14 protein-coding genes, 1 tRNA gene and 1 pseudogene are annotated in these 18640 nt (G+C 63.8%); 6 read left to right on the top strand and 10 right to left on the bottom strand.

Annotated features, from left to right (window positions below):
• The first annotated feature begins 295 nt into the window (after nucleotides 1-295).
• Nucleotides 296-1513: pseudogene (locus tag AB1N67_RS03655) on the top strand (DUF3422 domain-containing protein).
• 130 nt (nucleotides 1514-1643) lie between these two features.
• On the opposite strand, the gene AB1N67_RS03650 reads toward AB1N67_RS03655, so the two are convergent.
• From AB1N67_RS03650 to AB1N67_RS03630, 5 genes are all read right to left on the bottom strand, one after another.
• Complete coding sequence (locus tag AB1N67_RS03650; protein ID WP_043208504.1) at nucleotides 1644-4037, bottom strand: DUF3772 domain-containing protein; 2394 nt, start codon at nucleotides 4035-4037, stop codon at nucleotides 1644-1646.
• 56 nt (nucleotides 4038-4093) lie between these two features.
• Nucleotides 4094-5161: a bifunctional DNA-binding transcriptional regulator/O6-methylguanine-DNA methyltransferase Ada gene (gene ada, locus AB1N67_RS03645; RefSeq protein WP_367863540.1), complete on the bottom strand. Its 1068-nt coding sequence runs from the start codon at nucleotides 5159-5161 to the stop codon at nucleotides 4094-4096.
• Between the two features lie 91 nt (nucleotides 5162-5252).
• The gene (locus AB1N67_RS03640; RefSeq protein ID WP_367863539.1) at nucleotides 5253-5879 is read right to left on the bottom strand and encodes a DNA-3-methyladenine glycosylase; all 627 of its coding nucleotides are present in this window, start codon (nucleotides 5877-5879) and stop codon (nucleotides 5253-5255) included.
• A gap of 162 nt (nucleotides 5880-6041) precedes the next feature.
• Nucleotides 6042-7202 (bottom strand): MFS transporter, encoded by a 1161-nt coding sequence (locus tag AB1N67_RS03635; RefSeq protein ID WP_043208496.1) that lies wholly within the window; start codon nucleotides 7200-7202, stop codon nucleotides 6042-6044.
• A 356-nt stretch (nucleotides 7203-7558) separates the two neighbouring features.
• A complete protein-coding gene (locus tag AB1N67_RS03630) occupies nucleotides 7559-8773 on the bottom strand; it encodes an MFS transporter (protein ID WP_043208494.1) in 1215 nt (404 codons plus the stop codon).
• 305 nt (nucleotides 8774-9078) lie between these two features.
• On the opposite strand from AB1N67_RS03630, the gene AB1N67_RS03625 reads away from it, so the two are divergent.
• Nucleotides 9079-9155, top strand: a tRNA-Met gene (locus tag AB1N67_RS03625).
• Nucleotides 9156-9225: 70 nt separating this feature from the next.
• Here AB1N67_RS03625 and AB1N67_RS03620 read toward each other — a convergent pair.
• Entirely contained in the window at nucleotides 9226-9843 is a 618-nt protein-coding gene (locus AB1N67_RS03620; protein WP_090345169.1) for a LysE family translocator, read from the bottom strand.
• A gap of 196 nt (nucleotides 9844-10039) precedes the next feature.
• On the opposite strand from AB1N67_RS03620, the gene AB1N67_RS03615 reads away from it, so the two are divergent.
• Nucleotides 10040-10933: a LysR substrate-binding domain-containing protein gene (locus AB1N67_RS03615; RefSeq protein ID WP_250034445.1), complete on the top strand. Its 894-nt coding sequence runs from the start codon at nucleotides 10040-10042 to the stop codon at nucleotides 10931-10933.
• Here the strand turns inward: AB1N67_RS03615 and AB1N67_RS03610 are convergent.
• From AB1N67_RS03610 to AB1N67_RS03595, 4 genes are all read right to left on the bottom strand, one after another.
• Nucleotides 10897-11472: a D-Ala-D-Ala carboxypeptidase family metallohydrolase gene (locus tag AB1N67_RS03610; RefSeq protein ID WP_180962693.1), complete on the bottom strand. Its 576-nt coding sequence runs from the start codon at nucleotides 11470-11472 to the stop codon at nucleotides 10897-10899. The genes AB1N67_RS03615 and AB1N67_RS03610 overlap by 37 nt on opposite strands.
• A 73-nt stretch (nucleotides 11473-11545) precedes the next feature.
• On the bottom strand, nucleotides 11546-12184 hold the full coding sequence (can, locus tag AB1N67_RS03605; RefSeq protein ID WP_367863538.1) for a carbonate dehydratase: 639 nt from the start codon (nucleotides 12182-12184) through the stop codon (nucleotides 11546-11548).
• A 52-nt stretch (nucleotides 12185-12236) separates the two neighbouring features.
• Complete coding sequence (rimI, locus tag AB1N67_RS03600) at nucleotides 12237-12692, bottom strand: ribosomal protein S18-alanine N-acetyltransferase (protein WP_043208488.1); 456 nt, start codon at nucleotides 12690-12692, stop codon at nucleotides 12237-12239.
• Entirely contained in the window at nucleotides 12689-13477 is a 789-nt protein-coding gene (locus tag AB1N67_RS03595) for an energy transducer TonB (protein WP_102081248.1), read from the bottom strand. Before AB1N67_RS03595 ends, rimI begins: the two co-directional genes overlap by 4 nt.
• Before the next feature lie 301 nt (nucleotides 13478-13778).
• Here AB1N67_RS03595 and mksB point away from each other — a divergent pair, with 301 nt between their 5' ends.
• Genes mksB through mksF form a run of 3 tightly spaced genes read left to right on the top strand, consistent with a single transcriptional unit; the run spans nucleotide 13779 to nucleotide 18581 of the window.
• Nucleotides 13779-15056: an Mks condensin complex protein MksB gene (mksB, locus tag AB1N67_RS03590; protein WP_367863537.1), complete on the top strand. Its 1278-nt coding sequence runs from the start codon at nucleotides 13779-13781 to the stop codon at nucleotides 15054-15056.
• On the top strand, nucleotides 15046-15753 hold the full coding sequence (mksE, locus tag AB1N67_RS03585) for an Mks condensin complex protein MksE (RefSeq protein ID WP_043208483.1): 708 nt from the start codon (nucleotides 15046-15048) through the stop codon (nucleotides 15751-15753). The genes mksB and mksE overlap by 11 nt, the downstream gene beginning before the upstream one ends.
• On the top strand, nucleotides 15750-18581 hold the full coding sequence (gene mksF, locus AB1N67_RS03580) for an Mks condensin complex protein MksF (RefSeq protein ID WP_043208481.1): 2832 nt from the start codon (nucleotides 15750-15752) through the stop codon (nucleotides 18579-18581). The genes mksE and mksF overlap by 4 nt, the downstream gene beginning before the upstream one ends.
• Nucleotides 18582-18640: the final 59 nt, after the last annotated feature.

Here is an 18640-nt window from a genome sequence, read left to right as displayed (position 1 = left end):
TCATCGTCTTGAGTGATAGATCAGGGCAGTGCCTGAACCCCGCATATTGTGCGTAGAACTGCTCAAGCCGCTCGGTACGCGGATGAACGACAGACGCAACGCAACCCACTCTTTCAGACGCGACCAGAGCTCGTTCGATTGCATCCTGCAAGCGATCGGTCGCCACAATGACGTTACGCAGCGAGCGGGTCCCACAACCCGCCGGCACATTTCTGTGCCTCTGGTGACTTTTATCTAAAATGAAAGAGTCCCACCCCTGGTAGCCCAACAATCACAACACCAGGCCAGACCTCCCATGCACCCGCAACGCACCGCCCTGCACAACGAACTGCACGCCCGACCTTCGCTGTATTTCAACGAGCCTGCCCATGTCCATCACCTGGCACTGCTGGGCGATGAGGCCGACTGCCGGGCCTTGCTGCAGCGCTGTTGCCCGGATGCACTCGACACCGAGGCCGCCCAAGGCATCACCCGGCTGGAGGGCCATCCGTTCAAATGGGAGCGCCACGCCGAGTTCTTCACCCTGACGCTGGTGGTGCCCTGCGCCGCCCACGATGCCGGCTGGCAGGGGCTGCCCTAGGTCCTGGCCGAGGCCGTCGCGCCGCAGGCGGCGCAAGTGATCAATGCCGTACAGGTGCTGGTGCGTGGCGAGCAGGACCTGGACCTGACACGGTACGGTTTCAAGGACCCCTGCGGCTCGTGCGTCGGGGGCGGCGATGCGGTGGTGTGGAGCGACTTTCGCCTGACCGAAGACGGCACCAACCGCCTGCTATTCGTCAACCGGCGGCTCAATGCCTACCGCCAAGGTCGCATGATCCGGCGCCTGCTGGAGATCGAGACCTACCGTATGATGGCTTCGCTGACACTCACCACGGCCAAGACGTTGAGCCAGGAGCTCGATGCCTTTGACCGGACCCTGGTGAGCCTCTCCGAACGCAGTGCCAGCGTCGACGGCCAGGACTCCAAAGCCCTGCTCGAAGCCATTGCCCACCTCTCGCGCCAGGTGGTCAGCCGCACGGTCAAGACCCGTCATCGATTCGGCGCGACCCAGGCCTATGCACAGCTGGTGTTCGAGCGCCTGGGGGAGCTGCGCGAAAGCCATGTGGGCGACTGCCAGCGTCTAGGGGTGTTCATCGAGCGGCGTTTCAAGCCGACCGTGCGTTACTGCGCGGCCACCGAGCAACGCCTGGAACAATTGGCCAAGAACGTGGCCAACCTGGGCGACCTACTGCAGGCTCGGGTGCAAGTGGAGATGGAAGAACAGAACGCCGAGATCCTGCGCAGCCTCAATGCCCGCGCTGACGCCCAGGTGAAGATCCAGCGGGCCGTGGAAGGGCTGTCGATCATCGCCATCACCTACTACCTGTTGAACCTGTTCAAGCTGCTGTATGGCGGGCTGAACGTGCTGGGGGCTGGGCTGACGGCGCGCGAGGCGTTGCTGGGAATGGCGGTGCCGGTGATTCTGCTGCTGGGGATGATCCTGTTGCGGATCCGGCGGGCGAAGCAGCATTGAGCCTGATGGTGCTTACGCCTCTATTCCACGAACACCGACAACGCCGGTCTGAACGACCGAGCCGTCGGCTTCGCGGGCAACTCCAGGATTTACGCTTCGCTCAAAAGCACCGGGGTGCCCGCGATGGGCCTCACACAGCTCCGTCCGCTGGCCGTGCATTGTCCTGCAACAGCACCATGCTCTGCGGCGACGACAGTGCGATGCCCTCGTCGCGCAGACGCCCCAGCACCGTGAACAACAGGTCGCTGCGCGCGCCCGACACCTGGCGGGGGCTGGCCACATAGCCGCTGACGCTGAGCACCATACCGCTGGTGGTGAGGTCCTTGAAGGTCACCGACGAGGCCGGCGCATCGAGGATCGACTCATGTTCGCGGAAGGCCGTCAGCAGCAGTTCGCGCACTTTGTTCGCATCGGTTTCCAGCGGCAAGGTCAGGGTGATGCCGACCACACCCAGGGCATTGCCCATGGTGACGTTGCGCACGTTCTGCGAAATGAACTGGGAGTTGGGCACGATCACCGTGGAGCGGTCTGACATCTGGATTTCCGTGGCTCGCACGTTGATCCGGCGGATATCCCCTTCCACACCGGCCAGGCTCACCCAGTCACCTACTTTGACCGGACGCTCAGTGAGCAGGATCAAGCCGGAGATGAAGTTCTGCACGATCTGCTGCAAGCCAAAACCGATACCCACCGACAGGGCACTGACTACCCAGGTGAGGCTGGTGAGGTTGATGCGCAGGGTCGTCATCACCAGCATGGCCAGGAACAAGAAGCCCAGGTAGCCGACCAAGGTCACCAGGGAGGCACGCATGCCGGCATCCATGTCCGTCTCCGGCAGCAGGCGCTCGCTCAGCCAGCGCTTGACCACACGAATGGCGAACAGACCGCCCAGGAACATGGCCACGGCCAGCAGGATGTCCTGGGGCACGATGTTCAGGTTGCCCAGCAGCTTGCCGCCGGTGTCATCCCAGTCCGCCAGGCTCTGCAGCAGCTCGCCCGGGCTGGTGCCCGACGGCATGAGCACCAGCAGGCCGGCGACAAACAACAAGAAGGTGCGGCCGATCCCTGCCAGGATCGTGCTGGCCTGGGCCTGGTGGCGCTGCTGCAGCCCCAGCGCAGCGGCCAGGGCCAGGCCACCAGGCTGGCGTGGCGAGAGCAAGGTTTCGCACAGATCGCCAAACACCGTGACCAGCAGGTAGGCGCAGGTGCCCACCACGCTGACCCAAAGCAGCTTGGCGGTGAGGAAATAAGCCAGGGTCAGGTAACCGGTGAGCAGCGCCAGCAGGACCAACGCGACCCACACCACGATCACGAACGGGATCAGCCCCGCAAGCCCAGGTGCCCGTTCCAGCTGATGCTGCTTGCGGGCACGACGATAGCGCACCAGCGCTGCGACGAAGATCAGCGACACCACCAGCGCGGTCAGGCCATTGGTGGCCACGGTGAGCGCGAGGCTGGTACCGATCACGCTGTTGATGCGCTCCTGGGTCAGCAGCACCATCAACGCCAGCGCCAGGAGCTTGGGGAACCAGCCGAGGGCGCTGGCCACTTCATCCGGAATCGGCGGCAGTCGCCAGGACGGACGCTGGAGCATCAGCATGGCGCGGCCAAGGCCAGCAATGAAGGCACTGAACACCACCAGCGCCAGAATGTGGTTGGTCAAGCTGGCAATGTCATTGCCCAGCTCGGCGCTGTTCTCCAGGCCCCAACGCACCAACGACACCGAGCCGCCGATGGTGCTCAAGGTCGCCAGACTGACACTCAAGGCCAAGGCGCTGCGACGTAGGCGGCCCTCGGGCAACCAGCGGACCATGGCGTTGGCCAGCAAGCGCTCGAGCAAGCGGCGTACCCAGGTCCAGACCAACAGCGCGGCCGCCAGGCTGCCAATGAACAACCAGCGGTGATCGGCACTGAAGGCGCTGGCCACAGCGTCAGTCGCCTCGCCACGCAGATCGCGCAGGCGGGCGACATCTTCGTCGGTCGGCCGGATCAGGCTCGACCAGAACGCCGGACTCAAGGGGCTGGCAGCACGGGTGGTGACCTGGGAGTTGAACTGGCTGCGGCGCAGGTTGACGATCTGCGTAGCCAGGTCGCGCGCCGACTGGGTCAGCTTGATGGCCTGCTGTTGCTCGGCCAGCACCTGCTTTTTCTCGTCACTGAGCTGCTTGCGCTGACGCGTGATGCTCTCGGCTTCATCCGGCAATACTGGGCCAAGGACCTTGAGCTGGTCGTCCAGACGCTCGACATCGGTCGTACGCTGGGCGCTCAAGGCGTCCGCTTGGCGCTGCACCTGCAAGGCGGCCTGACGCAACTGTGACAGCAAGTCATCGTTGGCTTCGCTGGTCAGTTCCTGGCGAACCTGATCAAGCCGATCGGTCAGTTGCTTCAAGCTGGCGTTTTCGTCCAGCACCGGCAGTTCGTCCAGGCTCAGCGGCCCGACGGATGCCGACCAGGCCGGTGTCGCCACCCACAGCAACAAGGCGAGGATTCCCACGTAAAAACGGCAATGGCTGAGTCGCCCCATCGAATTCCCCTATTTACAAGCTCGATTGGGCGAGAATTCTACGCTGCTCCTGATGATCACGTGAGTGCCGTTTCTCGCTCCAGCAATTGCCGCTTGCGCTCGACACCCCACCGGTAGCCACTGAGGTCGCCATCGCGGCGCACCACCCGATGGCAGGGGATCGCCACGGCCAGGTGGTTGGCCGCGCAGGCCTGGGCCACCGCACGCACGGCCTTGGGCGCGCCGATGCGCTGGGCGATGTCGGTATAGCTGACCCGGCTGCCCAGCGGCACCTCACGCAGCGCCTGCCAGACCCGCTCCTGAAAGGCCGTGCCCTGCACATCCAGCGGCAAGGCCAGCCCTATTGCCGGCTGCTCGACAAAGCCCACCACCACCGCAACCAATTGCTCGAAGCCGGCATCACCGCCGATCAACTGCGCATTGCGAAATTGATCCTGCAACTCGCGCAACAGCTGCTCCGGGTCGTCTCCCAACAGAATGGCGCAGATGCCGCGCTCGCTCTGGGCCACCAGGATCGCCCCCAGAGAACATTGGCCAATGGCGAATCGGATCCTCGCCCCCGCCCCGCCGGCGCGGTACTCGCGCGGGCGCATGCCCAGGCGTTGGCCTGCGCTTTCATAGAATCGGCTGTTGGAGTTGTAACCGGCGTCATAGATCGCGTCGGTCACGGAACTGCCTTGATCATCGAGCCGCTCGCGCAGGCGACGGGCGCGGAAGGCCGAGGCGTAGGCCTTGGGCGTAAGGCCGGTTTCAGCCTTGAACAGGCGATGCAGGTGGAACGGGCTCAGTGCCAGTTGCTCACCCAGTTGCTCGAGGTTGGGTGCGGTGTCGCTGGCCTCGATCAAGCGACAGGCACGAGCAACCAGCTCAGTGCGTCGCGCAACCTGCTCGGCCTTGGCCTCGGTGCAGCGTCGGCAAGCACGATAACCGGCCGCCTCGGCAGCCCCGCTATCGGCGAAGAACTCGACGTTCTCGCGCTTGGCCAGCCGCGACTTGCAACCGGGTTGGCAATAGACCCCCGTGGTGCGCACGGCATAGACGAAATGACCGCAGGCCGCAGCGTCGCGCGCCTGCACAGCGTGCCAGCGGTCGGTATCGGTGAGGTAAGTCGAGGCAGGCTTCATGGGCATCTCCTGGCTGCGGATGGTTCAAGCCTGACAGGGTGCTTGGAGCGTGGCACTCCGATTCTTGCCGAGCAATCTGTGCGTCATCGGTTCAAGCCCGCCACAGATACCAGGACGCCACCGTCCGATACGGGCTCCATACCCCACCCAACGAACGCAACTGCGCGGGGGTCGGGGCCTTGTCCATGCCCTTGAGCCGCCGGTAACCCTCCCGTACGCCGAAGTCGTCCACCGGCAGGATGTCAGAGCGCTCCAGGCAATAGATCAGGAGCATCTCCACCGTCCAACGGCCAACACCGCGCAGGCTCACCAACCGTTCGATCAGTGCGTCATCGGTCAAGGTCATGGCCTGCTCGCGGCTGGGCACGATACCGTCCAGGCGCGCCTGGGCGATACCCTGCACGGTCGCCAGCTTGCTCGCAGAAAAGCCACAGCCGCGCAGCACCTCAGGCGGTGTCGCCAACAGCTGCTCAGGTTCGGGGAATGCGGCATCAGGAAACAAGGCCAGCATCCGCGCCAGGATCGCCTCGGCTGCCCTGGCATGCAGTTGCTGATAGGCCACCGACCGCACCAGCGCTTCGAAGGGTTCACGCTCGGGCGCAGCGCTGTGCAGGCAAGGGCCGATGGTGTCGATATGCCGGGCCCAGTCCGGGTCCAGAGCGGCCAGATAATCCGTGGCTTCACGGTAGGCCGCGGGCGAGAGGTCGGCGTGGATCATGCGCAGTGCCCTCCAGGGAGCGGAAAACACCCAGCTTAGACCAATCGCTCACCGGCTAAACGACGGATCTTGCGCGGGTAATTCCGCTTTCAATGGTCTTGCTCCGTGGCGCCTTCTTCGCGAAATGCCTGCGAACAGACCGATATTGGCAGCGCCTTGGCGTCAGTCTGTCACAGCCCGCAGCCTGGCCGCCCGACGATACGACTGCCGGGCAAAGCACACGAACAGACCCGCCATCAGCGCCAGCGCCATCGGCAACCCATGGGGCGCCACATCCATCGCCGCGCCGCTGACCAGCGGCCCGACCAGGCTGCCGACACCCCATAGCAAGCCGACACTGGCGTTTGCGGTGACCAGGTCCTGGCCCTTGAAGCGCTGGCCGATCAGCACCAGCGCCAAGGTGTAGATGCCACCGGCCACTGCCCCCAGCAGCACCAGCATCGGCCAGAGCAACCAGGTTGCCTGCAACAGCCACGGCAGACCTATGCCGATCGACATCGCCACTACCCCGCACACCAAATGCAACCCGGTGCGCTCGACCCGGTCGGCCAGCCAGCCCAGGGGCAACTGGAAGATCATGTCGCCGGCGAACACCACCGTCACCATCAGCGCCGCCACGCCCACCGCAAAGCCATGACTGCTGGCGTACACCGGCAGCAACGACAGCACCACGGCATCGAAGAAGGAAAAGAACAACACCGCCACGCACAGCGCTGGTGCCACGCGGAAGAAGCCGGCGAGGGTGAAACTCTTTTCGCCCTCCTCGCCGTGTTCCACATGATCCTTGGGCACCGTCAGCAGGATGCACAACAGGGCCAGGCCGTAACAGGCCGTCACCACGCCGGTGACCCAGGGGCTATTGGCACCGACCAGCGCCAGCATCGCCGGGCCCAGCACCTGGAAGCCGGTGAAGCTGGTGGCGTACAGCGCCATGATCTTGCCGCGGTTGTGATCCGGGCACAGCTCGTTGACCCAAGATTCACCCAGGATGATCGCGATTCCCATGCCAACCCCCAACGCCAGGCGCAGCAGCGCCAGGTACCAGATCGAGGCGAACGACCACTCCAGCAAGGCGATGCTCAGGGTGCAGAGGCTAAAGCAGAACAGGTAGATGGTGCGCCGGGTCAGGTGCCGGCAGCAGGCATCGACCATGAACGCCGAGAGCATCATTCCTGCCGCCGGAATGGCCGAGATGATGCCAATTTCAAGGGTGCTGGCCCCCGCCTCGTGAAGGCGTAACGACACCAGCGGCAGGCTCGCTCCGAGGCTGAAGCCCACCACTGACACGGCGAACAACAGGCCCGCCAGTAAACGCATGTTCATGTACCACTCCTTGCGCGCCGCCAGGCAGCCCCCATGGGGGCCCGGTCGGCTGGAAAAATCACTGAAAACAGATGCAAGCGCAGACGCGCACCGCAAAGGCGCGGCGCAGGTAAGCGCGGATCAGATCAGGGCAAGGTGTGGCGAGAAAGTGAAGGCGAACAGCACGCTGCGTCGACGCTTGAGCACCGTGTCGCTCGGCCACGTGCGACGTGCAGCCTGGAAAGCAGGCCGGCGAACAAGGCGAGAACTCAGGGAACAGCGCATTGCATCGACTACGTGGAAAGAAAAGAGCCGGCACTCTAGGCCAACGGCCGCCGACTCGTCAATCTCGGGACCGCCAGGCGGTCCCAACGACATCAGCGCTTGCTGGTGGACGGCAAGAACACCGCCAGCAGGCCGAACAACGGCAGGTACGAACACAACCCGTACACGTACTCGATTCCCCGCAAGTCAGCCAGATACCCGAGCAACGCCGCCCCAATGCCCCCGAACCCGAACATCAGGCCAAAGAAGATCCCGGCAATCATGCCGACACTCCCAGGCACCAGTTCCTGGGCGTACACCACGATCGCGGAGAAGGCCGACGCGAGGATGAAGCCGATCACGACACTGAGCACGGTGGTCCAGAACAGATCGGCATAGGGCAGCACCAGGGTGAATGGCGCCACGCCCAGGATGGAGAACCAAATCACCGCTTTGCGCCCGATGCGATCACCGATCGGCCCGCCAAAGAAGGTCCCGGCGGCCACTGCGCCGAGGAACAGGAACAGGTGCAACTGGGAGCTGGCCACCGACAGGTCGAACTTCTCGATCAGGTAGAAAGTGAAGTAACTGGTGAAGCTGGCCATGTAGAAGTACTTGGAGAACACCAACAGGCCCAGTACCACCAGCGCCAGGATCACTCGCTGGCGGGAGATGCCATGGCTGGCCTGTACGGCCTTGCGCGCCTTGAACTGGTTGAGGTGCCCGGTGTACCAGCGGCGCAGCAGCAAGGTCACGGCGAAGAAGAACAATCCGGCCAGTCCGAACCAGGCCACGTGGGTCTGGCCGAAGGGAATGACGATCGCCGCCGCTAGCAACGGGCCGAAGGCAGAGCCGGCATTGCCGCCAACCTGGAACGTCGACTGGGCCAGGCCAAACCGTCCGCCCGAGGCCAGACGGGCGATCCGCGAGGTTTCCGGATGGAAGGTCGACGAGCCGATGCCTACCAACGCCGAGGCCAGGAGAATCATCGGAAAGCTGCCGACGAACGCCAGCATCACGATCCCCACCAACGTGCACACCGTGCCCAGAGGCAACAGGTTCGGCGTCGGTCGCCGGTCGGTGAAAAAGCCCACCCAAGGTTGCAGTAGCGAGGCAGTGACCTGGAAGGTCAGGGTGATCAGGCCGATCTGGGCAAAGCTCAGGTCATAGTTCGCCTTGAGCATGGGGTAGATGGCTGGCAACACCGACTGGATCAAGTCGTTGATCAGATGCGCCAAAGCGCAGAAGGCGATGATGCGCATCACCAGCGGGTTGGCTTGGGCCGTCGCGCTGGCGGCAGTGGAAGTCTGGGCGCTGCTGATGGCCATGGCAGGTATTCCGTCCGCGAATTTGGGATCCGATTATCCGGAAATAAGTAGATAGATAGCTACCTTTTTATATTGTCGCCACAATCTCTCCAGCGGCGCGTCAGTGATGACTTCACCATCGACCCCCCACACAGCGCGCAGCACGCTTGGCTGGCGAACAGCATTCGCGCCTGGTCAAGGTGCTCGGCCATTGTCTGGTGATGCGCGGATTCAGGGCTTTCTGGCTAAGCGATTGAAAGCGCGTAAATTTTTTTTGAAATGAGTGTTGACACAATCGCGTTTCAGGCGAATAATGCGCGCCACTTGGCTACATAGCTCAGTCGGTTAGAGCACGGCATTCATAATGCCGGTGTCCGGGGTTCAAGTCCCTGTGTAGCCACCATATTGAAAAGGGCTTATCGAAAGATAAGCCCTTTTTCTTTGCCCGCGAAAAGTCGCGCCAGCTCTATCACTCATCGCACCCCCGCCGCCACCACCGCGACGCCCAGCCCGATCAAGGCTACGCCGATCACCCGATCGACCATCACCTGCCGCTCGATCATTGCCTTGCGCAACACCGCACTGGAAAAGAACACCGCCACCAGGCTGAACCACAGCCAATGGGCAAAGGACATGAACGCACCATAGGCAAAGTCCAGGGCTAACGGGCTACCCGGTTGCACGACCTGGGTATAGGCGCTGACGACGAACAGCATGGTCTTGGGATTCAGCGCATTGGTCAGAAAGCCCGTGCGCAACGCCTGCAACGTGCTCGCCTGGCCGTCCTGCGCAAGGCCATCGAGGCAGATGCGTGAGGTGTTGGTCAGCGACTTGTAGCCCAGGTAGATCAGGTAGCCCGCCCCCACCACCTTCATCGCCATGAACAACACCGGGCTCTGGCTGATGATCACGGCAATACCCAGGACGGTGTACAGCACATGCACCTGCACCCCCAATGCGATGCCGATGGCAGCGGCAAGTCCTGCCTTGCGCCCTTGCGCATAACTGCTGCGGGTGACCATGGCGAAGTCAGCGCCCGGGCTGATGACAGCCAGCACGGTGAACAGGGCGACAGCGATCAGTTCATTCACAAAAAACTCCTCGATAGGCGATGAAAATACACAGAAGCGCCAATTATCGAGGGCTTATCCACAGGCAAAAATCGATTTATAGTGCGACAAATCCGCTAGTTTCTTTCACGGATTTGAGAGCGAACTCGCTCTTGAAAACACAGGATTCCCTTCGCGGGCGAACCCACTCCCACAGGGCTGTCGCGCCGACACGATCATGAAAATGCCGCCACTTACCGCTTTTCGTTACTTCGACATCGCCGCCGAAACCGAAAGCTTCGTGCGCGCCGCCGAGCGCCTGCATGTGACCCATGGTGCGGTCAGTCGCCAGGTGCGACTGCTGGAGGAGAGCCTTGGCATCGAACTGTTCGAACGGCGCAACCGGGCGATCTTCCTCACCGCTGCCGGCCGGACACTGCACAGCACCACCCAATCGATCTTCGAACAACTGGAAGGCACGGTGCAGCGCCTGCAAACCCAGGAGCGCGATAACGTCCTGGTGTTGTCGTGCGAGCCGACCATCGCCATGCGCTGGTTGATTCCGCGCCTGCCCCGCTTCCACGCCACCCACCCTGACCTGCAACTGCACCTGGTGGCCGCTGGCGGCCCGCTGGATTTCGCACGAGCGGGTGTCGACCTGGCCCTGCGGCGTGACGACTTCCATTGGGACCGACAGCTGCACAGCTTGAAGATCTGCGACGAATGGATCGGCCCGGTCTGCCAACCCAACCTGGGAGGCAGCCTCGAAGGCCAACGGCTGCTGCACAGCGCCACCCGCCCCAACGCCTGGAGCACTTGGCTGCGCCTGGACGGTAGACAGGCCCGAGAGACCGAGCGTAGCGACTTCGAGCATTTCTATCTGTCGATACAGGCCGCCAGCGCGGGCCTGGGCCTGGCGATCGCTTCAGCCTTGATGGTTCGCGACGAGCTCGACAGCGGACAGCTTCAGGCGCCGTTTGGCTTCCTGCGTGATGGCTCTGCCTATCACCTGCTCAGCCCCCGCCCCTTGGAGGCCGGTGACAAGCGCCAGCGCTTCGCGACGTGGGTGGTTCAGGAGTGCCACAGCTGCTTGGCTCACTTGGGCTTGATACAGAACGACGAGCCCGAGTGACCGTCGCCACCCCAAGTCCGAAACCCTGCGGTATCCAGATGAATGCGCCCAGTCGGGTAGCGCCCCAGCCCCATGTTCCAGGCCTGGCCGTGCTGCTGCCAGAAGCGGCAAAGCGGATTGGGATCTGACCACGCCGGCAGCAGCACGTCGACCGCGAAAGCCCGCGTGTGAGCGCTACCCGGCGCGCCGCCCGCACAGGCGTTCAGGCGCGGATCGCGATAGGCCGAGACCACTTCGAACTGACGCAGGATGCCTTGTTCATCAAGGGTCTTGAGCAGCGCCAAGGTGGATCGCACCTGGGGCCATTGGGCGGCCGGCGGCACGGCGAAGGGCGAGGCCTGGCACAGGCGCCAGTCCGAGGCCGAGCGCAGCAGTTGATGGATCGGCACTACACCATAAAGGCGTGCATCCACCAGCATCTGGCGGAAGGCACGCGTCTCGTGGTCACCCGCCCATTGGGCGAACATCCACAGGTCTCGATCATCGGCGCGAGCGTGGGCGCCCATCACCAGACTTGCCGCCAATGCCAGCAGCGTCATGCCTTTCATCTACCACTCCTGTGCTCGTCCCTACACCGAGTAAAGCACGGGCCCCGCGCTATTGAGGTAAGGGCTACTCAAGAGGCCGCAGGCGATATTGAGGCGGCAACTGGGCAAAGCCGCTGATGGTGGTGTCCAGGCTCTTCCAGCGACCATCCTTGATGCCATAGATACAGCCATGAATCGACAGCTCCTGTCCGCGATGCCAGGCGTTCTGCACGATGCTGGTATGAGCCACGTTGGCGACCTGCTGGATGACATTGAGCTCGCACAGCCGATCGACCCTGGCCTCTTCGCTCTCCAGCTTGGCCAGCTCGCCGCGCTTTTCGTAATACAGGTCGCGGATCGAGCGCAGCCAGCCATCGATCAGGCCCAGCTGGCGGTCCTGCATGGCCGCCCGCACCCCGCCGCAGCCGTAGTGGCCGGTGACCAGGATGTGCTTGACCTCGAGCACCTCGACCGCGTACTGGATCACCGACAGGCAGTTCAGGTCGGTGTGCAGCACCACGTTGGCGACATTGCGATGCACGAACAGATCGCCCGGCAGCATGCCAACAATCTCGTTGGCCGGCACGCGGGCATCGGAGCAGCCGATCCAGAGGAATTCGGGGGTTTGCTGGCGGGCCAGCTTGGCGAAGAAATCCGGGTCGCGCTGCTTGATCGCATCGGCCCAGCGCTCATTGTTGTCGATCAGTTCCTGCAGGTCATGCATGGTCGTTGCCTCATCAGGGTATGGCTGTGTGACACGACCTGCTCCTGCAAGGTCACTCTTCGAGCAGGGTGCAGGCCATCACCAGGGCGTCTTCGCGGCCGCCGGCGACCGGATAGTAGTCCCGGCGCCGGCCGATTTCGTTGAATCCGTAGCGCTCGTACAAACGATAGGCCGACTGGTTGCTGGCGCGCACCTCCAGGAAACATTCGCGACCATTGAGCTGATAGGCCCGCGCCATCAGGTGCTCGAGCAAGCGCAGGCCCAGGCCGCGTCCCTGGTTCTCGGGCTTGACGGTGATGTTGAGCAAGTGGGCTTCGTCGATGATCACGTTGATCACGCCATGCCCCACCTGCTGCTGCCCGTCGAACATCAGCCACACTTCGTAGGATTTGAGCGCATCCTGAAAGATCCCGCGGGTCCAGGGATGACTGAACGCGGCATATTCGATCTTAAGCACGGCATCCAGATCCGCCTCGGTCATTCGGCGGAAACTGATCGAGTCACTCATTCAACGCTCTTCCAGCGCGCCATCAGCCGGCGCATCGCTTGCCAGACGTCCGCCTTGCGTTGCGGCTCGTCCATCAACAGTTCAAGGCCCGGCAAGGCCCAGGCATCGCCCAGGCCCTCGACCTTCAGTTCTTGGTAGTAGGCCTCGCTGTCGGCTTGGCCGGCAAAGCGCACGGCTGGCAGGCCGACCAGCCACAGGCAGGTGCAGGGCGCCTCTTCCAGGCGAGCCTGAATGAACCCTTGGACGAAGTCGCGCGCAGCCTCTGGGCCTTGGTCCATGTTGCCGCGTACCAGCAGCGGCCAGCGCACCGGCTCGCCGATGATCTGCGGCGCATCGGGCAGGCCGGCGGCGCGCAGCATGTCCTTGAGCAGCAAGTAAGACGGGTCACGGCTCTGGAACGGCTGGCCGGTGGCCAGCTCCACCAACAGCAGGCAACTGCCGGCACGCAGCAATTGCAGGGCGAAACGCGGCGGCGGCACAGGCACTGGCCGGGGTGCCGGCGCCTGCTCCTCGACTTCGACCGGTTTGCTGGCGGGCTTGGGAGCGCTGCCAGGTCGGGGGATCTCGATCTTCGGTCGTTCCGCCGAGCGGGCCAGCGGCGCGGCTGGCGCCTGCTCGGACGATGGCACCGAGGCCCGCACGTCGATTTCGACGTCCTCGACCGGCGCCAAAGGCGCCAACAGCTCCGGACGCGACGGTGCGGCGAACGGCAGTTCGGCGCGCGGCAGCCAATGCACCACTTGCATGGCGGATAGGTAAGCGCGGCGGCGGGGCTCGGTCAGCAAGGCACAGGCATCCGGGGAACGAAAACAGTCGGCCATTCTAACGCCGTTGCCCAGCAAGTGCCGCAACTGGTCGGCGGAAATTTGTTGTTTGCTTCCCCATCCGCAGGCAAACCCGCGTCCACGGATACAGCGGTGTTGCTGAGCGCACCACTGGACCAGGCGAGAGCGGGCTTGCCCGCGAAGAGGCCAGGCAATTCCCTGCAAGGCTTGGGGCCATCCCGATTACAGACCAAGGGGTGAAATCCTCCCCCCCGGATGCAGTACAATCGCCCCTTTTATTTGGCAACGAGTCGACCCGCCAATGATCGAACCCAAGCGCGTCCTGCGCGCCCTAGCCGAACACTGGGCCCTGATCGAGCCGCTGTGCGAGCGTTTCGACCAGGGCACCCTGAGCCTGGTCGAACTGCGCCAGCAGCTTGCCCGGCAGCAGGTGGAAAGTACGCCGCAGGACATCACCCAGCTGCTGGACGTATGGATACGCCTGGATATCCTGGTGCCGGTGGCCAAGAGCCCGAACCGCTTCGAGCTCAACGCCCAGATCCACGACTTCCTCGCCTACCTGCGCCGCGAGCACCGCCTGGGCCTGTGCCTTGAGATCGAGGCCTACCTGCGCCACCTGGAGCGCCTGGCCGGGCACATCCAGGACGCCTTCGACAACCGCGACAGCGACGACCTGGCGCGCCAACTACGCCTGCTCGACATGCGCGTGCGCGATGTCCTCAAGAAACTCGACAACGACGAGCAGGCGCTGGTCGCCGTGGCCGAACGGGCCAAGACCAGCAACCGCCAGATCCCTCTGCGCCAACGTTACGCCGAAGTCCTGGCGACTTGGGACGAATACGTCGAGCCGATGATCCAACTGGTCAATGCCGACGGCGCTTTCGAACAAGGCGTGCGCAAGGTCGAAACCGTGCTGCTGCGCCTGCTGGGCGAGCAGGCGCGCCTGGGCCATCTGGTCGACGACGACATGTTGCTGCGCACCCATGCGCGCATCCTCGAGATGCAGACCAGCGCCCAGCTCACCCTGCGCCATGCCCGTGAGCTGCTGCTGCCGCTGCGCGAAGAAGCGCGCCGGCACAACGCGGTCACCCGTGGCGCGGCCCTGGCCCTCTCGGTGATCCGACGCAAAGGCATCGATGCGGTGCCGCATGCGGCCATGCCGATGTTCACCCGCCCGCAGAGCACGTTCCTCGGCAGCGCCAGCCAGGTCGAGGCCTATGTGTATGCCTTGGCCCGCTTCGAGCCCAAGCCGGCGCGCTTCCCCAAGGCGCACAAGAGCCAGAAGGGCCCGCTGCCCCGCGCTCCGCGCACGGTCAAGGAAATGCTCGAGCGCTGCGAGGACGCCTTGCCCCTGCCGGATCTGATGGTCTGGCTGCTCGAGCAGGAGCCCGAAGGCGCCACCGACGAATTGCTGTACTGGTTCTCGCGCCTGTCGCGGGAGAAGCGCTTTAGCCGCGAACGCCTGGACCGCCGCGAGTACACCACCCGCGAGCACCTGGTCTGCCTGCGCTCCTTCGCCCTGACCTCCAGCCGCGAAACCACGCCTGAATCCAACGCGAGCCCAGCCAATGCATCTTGATCTTTCCGAACTGTCCCAGCTCGCCCCCATCTTCCGCGAGCTGTTCAAAGGTTTTCACATCAGCCGCCGCGACCCTGAGCTGTATGCCCAGTTGTCGAACTTCCAGGACCAGTACCGCACCCTGTTCAAGGCCCTGGGCTTCGAACTGGTGTGCGATACCCGCGGGTTCTACTACTTCGTGCCCGAGCAGGCCGCCGCGCAGGTCAACAAGACCGCCCAGCGATTGTCGCTGTTCACCTTCATCCTGGTCGAGCACCTGGCCGACCAGGGCCGCGATCCAATGGCCGTGCTTGACGGCGGCAGCATTGGCCGCGATGAGCTGCCTTCGCTGCTGGAAAAGTACCGCGACCTGTTCATCCAGGCCGAAGTGCAGACCGTCGACGAGCTGGAAGAAAAGATCCTGCGCCGCATGACCCAGCTGGGTTTTGCCCACGAGGAAGGCGGCATCTACCGCTTCCTGCCGCCGATGCACCGCTTCCTGGATGTGTGCCTGTCGGTCCAGCAGGACCGGGATCTGGCTGCCAGTCTGCACAGCGACCTGCCGTTGCCAACGCCGGTACTGGTCGAAGAAGAAAGCCCGGAAGAACTCAACCGCACCGACGATCCGCTCGACCTGTCGCCGTTCGACAGCGAGGAGAGCGAGGAAGAAGCCCTCGCCCGAGCCATCCGCGAAGAGCAACAGGAGATTGACGCATGAGCCAGGAACGCTACGGTATTCGCCGCTTCGCACTGCTCAACACCGCCGGCTACAGCCTGGGACTGTTCCCTCTGGAGCAGCCGCTGTCGGTCTATGGTGCCAACAACCTCGGTAAATCCGCCTCGATCAACGCCCTGCAGTTCCCGATCCTGGCGCGCATGTCCGACATGAGCTTCGGCAAGTACAGCCTGGAGCAGTCGCGCCGGTTCTACTTCGCCAGCGACACCAGCTATATCCTCTGCGAGCTGAACCTGCCCCACGGCCCCCACGTGATCGGTGTGGTCGGCCGCGGCCCAGGGGGTGGTTTCGGCCACCAGTTCTTTGCCTACCAGGGACAGCTGGACCTGGCGCACTACCAGAAGAACGACACCTGCCTGCGACAGAAGGAGCTGTTCACCAACCTCGAGCAGCACGGCCTGAAGGCCTACGAACTCAAGCCCGACGAACTGCGCCGACTGCTGGTCGGCGGTCATACGTCGGTGCCGCTGGACCTGACCCTGATCCCGCTGCGCTCGACCAGCGAACAGAGCCTGAAGACCTTCCGCTCGCTGTTCATCAACCTGCTGCACATGCGCGAGATCACCGCAGCCAAGCTCAAGCAGCTGTTCCTCGATGCCTTCGAGCACAGCCTGCGCTCGGGCAGCGTCGATTACATCGCCGCCTGCGAGGAAGCCTTCCGCGACGTGCGCCGCATGGAGCAGGACTACAATGCCCTGGTCGCCGCAGGCCCGCTGGTCGAGGCCCTGGCCGGCGGCGTGGCCCAGCGCGACATCCTGCGCGGCAAGCTGCACCGCCTCTCGCCCCTGCTCGACAACCTGCTGGGCACCTGGCAGGAATACGCCATGGCGCGCAAGGAAGAACTGGTCATCCAGGCCGAGCACTACCGCAGCGAACAGGACCGCCTGCAGAACGACCAACGCGGTGGTACCCAGGAGCTGATGCGACTGGAGCGCGAGATCACCGGCATCCAGCGCTGGCTTGGCGAGCTGTCGGTACTCAAGCATCGCTTCGCCTTGGTCGAAGATGCCAAGGTCCTGGAGCAGCAACTGCTGGCCGCCAAGGATGCCCACGACGAATTGGCCGGCGCCCTGGCCCAGTCGCGTCAGTTCTCCGCCGAGGACCTCGACGAGCGCGTGCGCGATCTGGAAAAACGCCTAAAGCAGGTCAAGCAGCAGCTCGATCACGCCGACAACAACAGCTACGCCCGCCTGCGCGAGGAGTTTTCCCAGCAGGATGTCGACCGCCTGATGCGCCTGTTCAACGGTGCGCTGTTCAGCCTGCCGCTGGGCGATCGGGGCATCGAGCTGGACGACAGCGATGTCTGGGTCAAGACCCTCGAAGCAGTGCTCGACAGCTTCAAGGGCGAGCGCTTCGAGGCGCCTGGCCTGTCCATCGACCTTTCGCACATCGACCCGCCGGCCCTGCAGGCCCTGGCCGACCGCGCCGCCTTGCGCGACCAGAAGGAGCGCCTGGAAAAAGAACTCAAGCAGCTCAAGACCCAGCAGGCAGTCGCCGCCGACCGCAACGCGAGCAAGGCCCAGACCGAGGCCCTGTACCAACAGGTGCTCGATGCCCAGAAGGCCCTGGAAGACTTCCGCCGCAGCGAAACCCTGAGCGCCGAAGAACCCGAGAAGATGGAGCAACTGGCGCAACTGGAAGCCGCCCAGGACGAGCTCAAGCGCTCCAGCGACGCCTTCACCGAACGCGTCCAGCAATTGTCGGCCAAGCTGCAACTGGTCGGCCGGCAGATCGCCGACCTCGAAGCCAAGCAACGCACCCTCGACGACGCCCTGCGCCGCCGCCAGCTGCTGCCGGCCGACCTGCCGTTCGGCACGCCGTTCATGGAAGCGGTCGACGACTCCATGGACAACCTGCTGCCACTGCTCAACGACTACCAGGACAGCTGGCAGGCGCTGCAGCGGGTGGACAACCAGATCGAGGCGCTGTACGCCCAGGTGCGCCTCAAGGGCGTGGCCAAGTTCGACAGCGAAGACGACATGGAACGCCGCCTGCAGCTGCTGATCAATGCCTACTCGCACCGCACCGAAGAGGCCCTGACCCTGGCCAAGGCCCGTCGCGCGGCGGTCACCGACATCGCCCGGACTCTGCGCAACATTCGCAGTGACTACGACAGCCTCGAGCACCAACTGGCGCTGTTCAACCGCGAGATCAACCGGCGCCAGGTGTCCAACCTGGAGAGCTTCCGCGTGGTCCTGGCACCGAACAAGGAAGCGCTCAAGCACATCGACCAGATCATCCACAGCGCCGGCCAGTACGAAGAAGGCGAGACCCTGTCGGTGTTCGACCTAACCCAGAGCGCCGAGCAGGATCACAAGAACGAAGAGGCCAAGGAGTACCTGGCGCGGCTGGTGGCGGCCAACCACAACCAGCTGGGCCTGAAGGACCTGTTCGAGCTGGCCTTCGAGATCACCAAGATCAACAGCCAGCCGGTGATCCACGCCGACATCGATGGCGCCGCGTCCAACGGCACCACCATGACCATCAAGGCGCTGACCAACATGTACCTGCTGCTGCACTTGATGGATCGCGATCTGGCCGGGCGCATCCGCCTGCCTTACTACCTCGACGAGGCGGCGGACATCGACGAACGCAACCAGGCAGCGCTGCTGGAAACCAGCCAGCAGCTAGGCTTCGTGCCGATTCTGGCGAGCGTGAAGCCGCAGGTGTCGGCGCGGGTCGCGATTGACCTGGAAGGGGGTAGCGGACCGAACGGCATCTACATCGACGAAGCGGACTGGAAGTTCATCAGCCGTATCGATGAAGTGAAGGCGATCGTGCGTGAGGATGTGGCAGAGGAACTGGCCTGAGTCGGTGAGCTGGGGCCGCTTTTGCGGCCCTTCGCAGGCTAGCGCCAGCGCCTGCATGC

Origin of the sequence: Pseudomonas guariconensis, from assembly GCF_040822035.1 — a bacterium.
Lineage (GTDB): Bacteria > Pseudomonadota > Gammaproteobacteria > Pseudomonadales > Pseudomonadaceae > Aquipseudomonas > Aquipseudomonas guariconensis.
This window is presented reverse-complemented; position numbering and strand designations above follow the sequence as displayed.

Bases quoted from the DNA above. Each gene is read 5' to 3' on its own strand.
- AB1N67_RS03630 (WP_043208494.1), bottom strand. From the start codon at position 8,773: ATGGCCATCAGCAGCGCCCAGACTTCCACTGCCGCCAGCGCGACGGCC.
- AB1N67_RS03650 (WP_043208504.1), bottom strand. From the start codon at position 4,037: ATGGGGCGACTCAGCCATTGCCGTTTTTACGTGGGAATCCTCGCCTTG.
- AB1N67_RS03640 (WP_367863539.1), bottom strand. From the start codon at position 5,879: ATGATCCACGCCGACCTCTCGCCCGCGGCCTACCGTGAAGCCACGGAT.
- mksE (WP_043208483.1), top strand. From the start codon at position 15,046: ATGCATCTTGATCTTTCCGAACTGTCCCAGCTCGCCCCCATCTTCCGC.
- mksB (WP_367863537.1), top strand. From the start codon at position 13,779: ATGATCGAACCCAAGCGCGTCCTGCGCGCCCTAGCCGAACACTGGGCC.
- AB1N67_RS03635 (WP_043208496.1), bottom strand. From the start codon at position 7,202: ATGAACATGCGTTTACTGGCGGGCCTGTTGTTCGCCGTGTCAGTGGTG.
- AB1N67_RS03610 (WP_180962693.1), bottom strand. From the start codon at position 11,472: ATGACGCTGCTGGCATTGGCGGCAAGTCTGGTGATGGGCGCCCACGCT.
- rimI (WP_043208488.1), bottom strand. From the start codon at position 12,692: ATGAGTGACTCGATCAGTTTCCGCCGAATGACCGAGGCGGATCTGGAT.
- mksF (WP_043208481.1), top strand. From the start codon at position 15,750: ATGAGCCAGGAACGCTACGGTATTCGCCGCTTCGCACTGCTCAACACC.
- ada (WP_367863540.1), bottom strand. From the start codon at position 5,161: ATGAAGCCTGCCTCGACTTACCTCACCGATACCGACCGCTGGCACGCT.
- can (WP_367863538.1), bottom strand. From the start codon at position 12,184: ATGCATGACCTGCAGGAACTGATCGACAACAATGAGCGCTGGGCCGAT.
- AB1N67_RS03615 (WP_250034445.1), top strand. From the start codon at position 10,040: ATGAAAATGCCGCCACTTACCGCTTTTCGTTACTTCGACATCGCCGCC.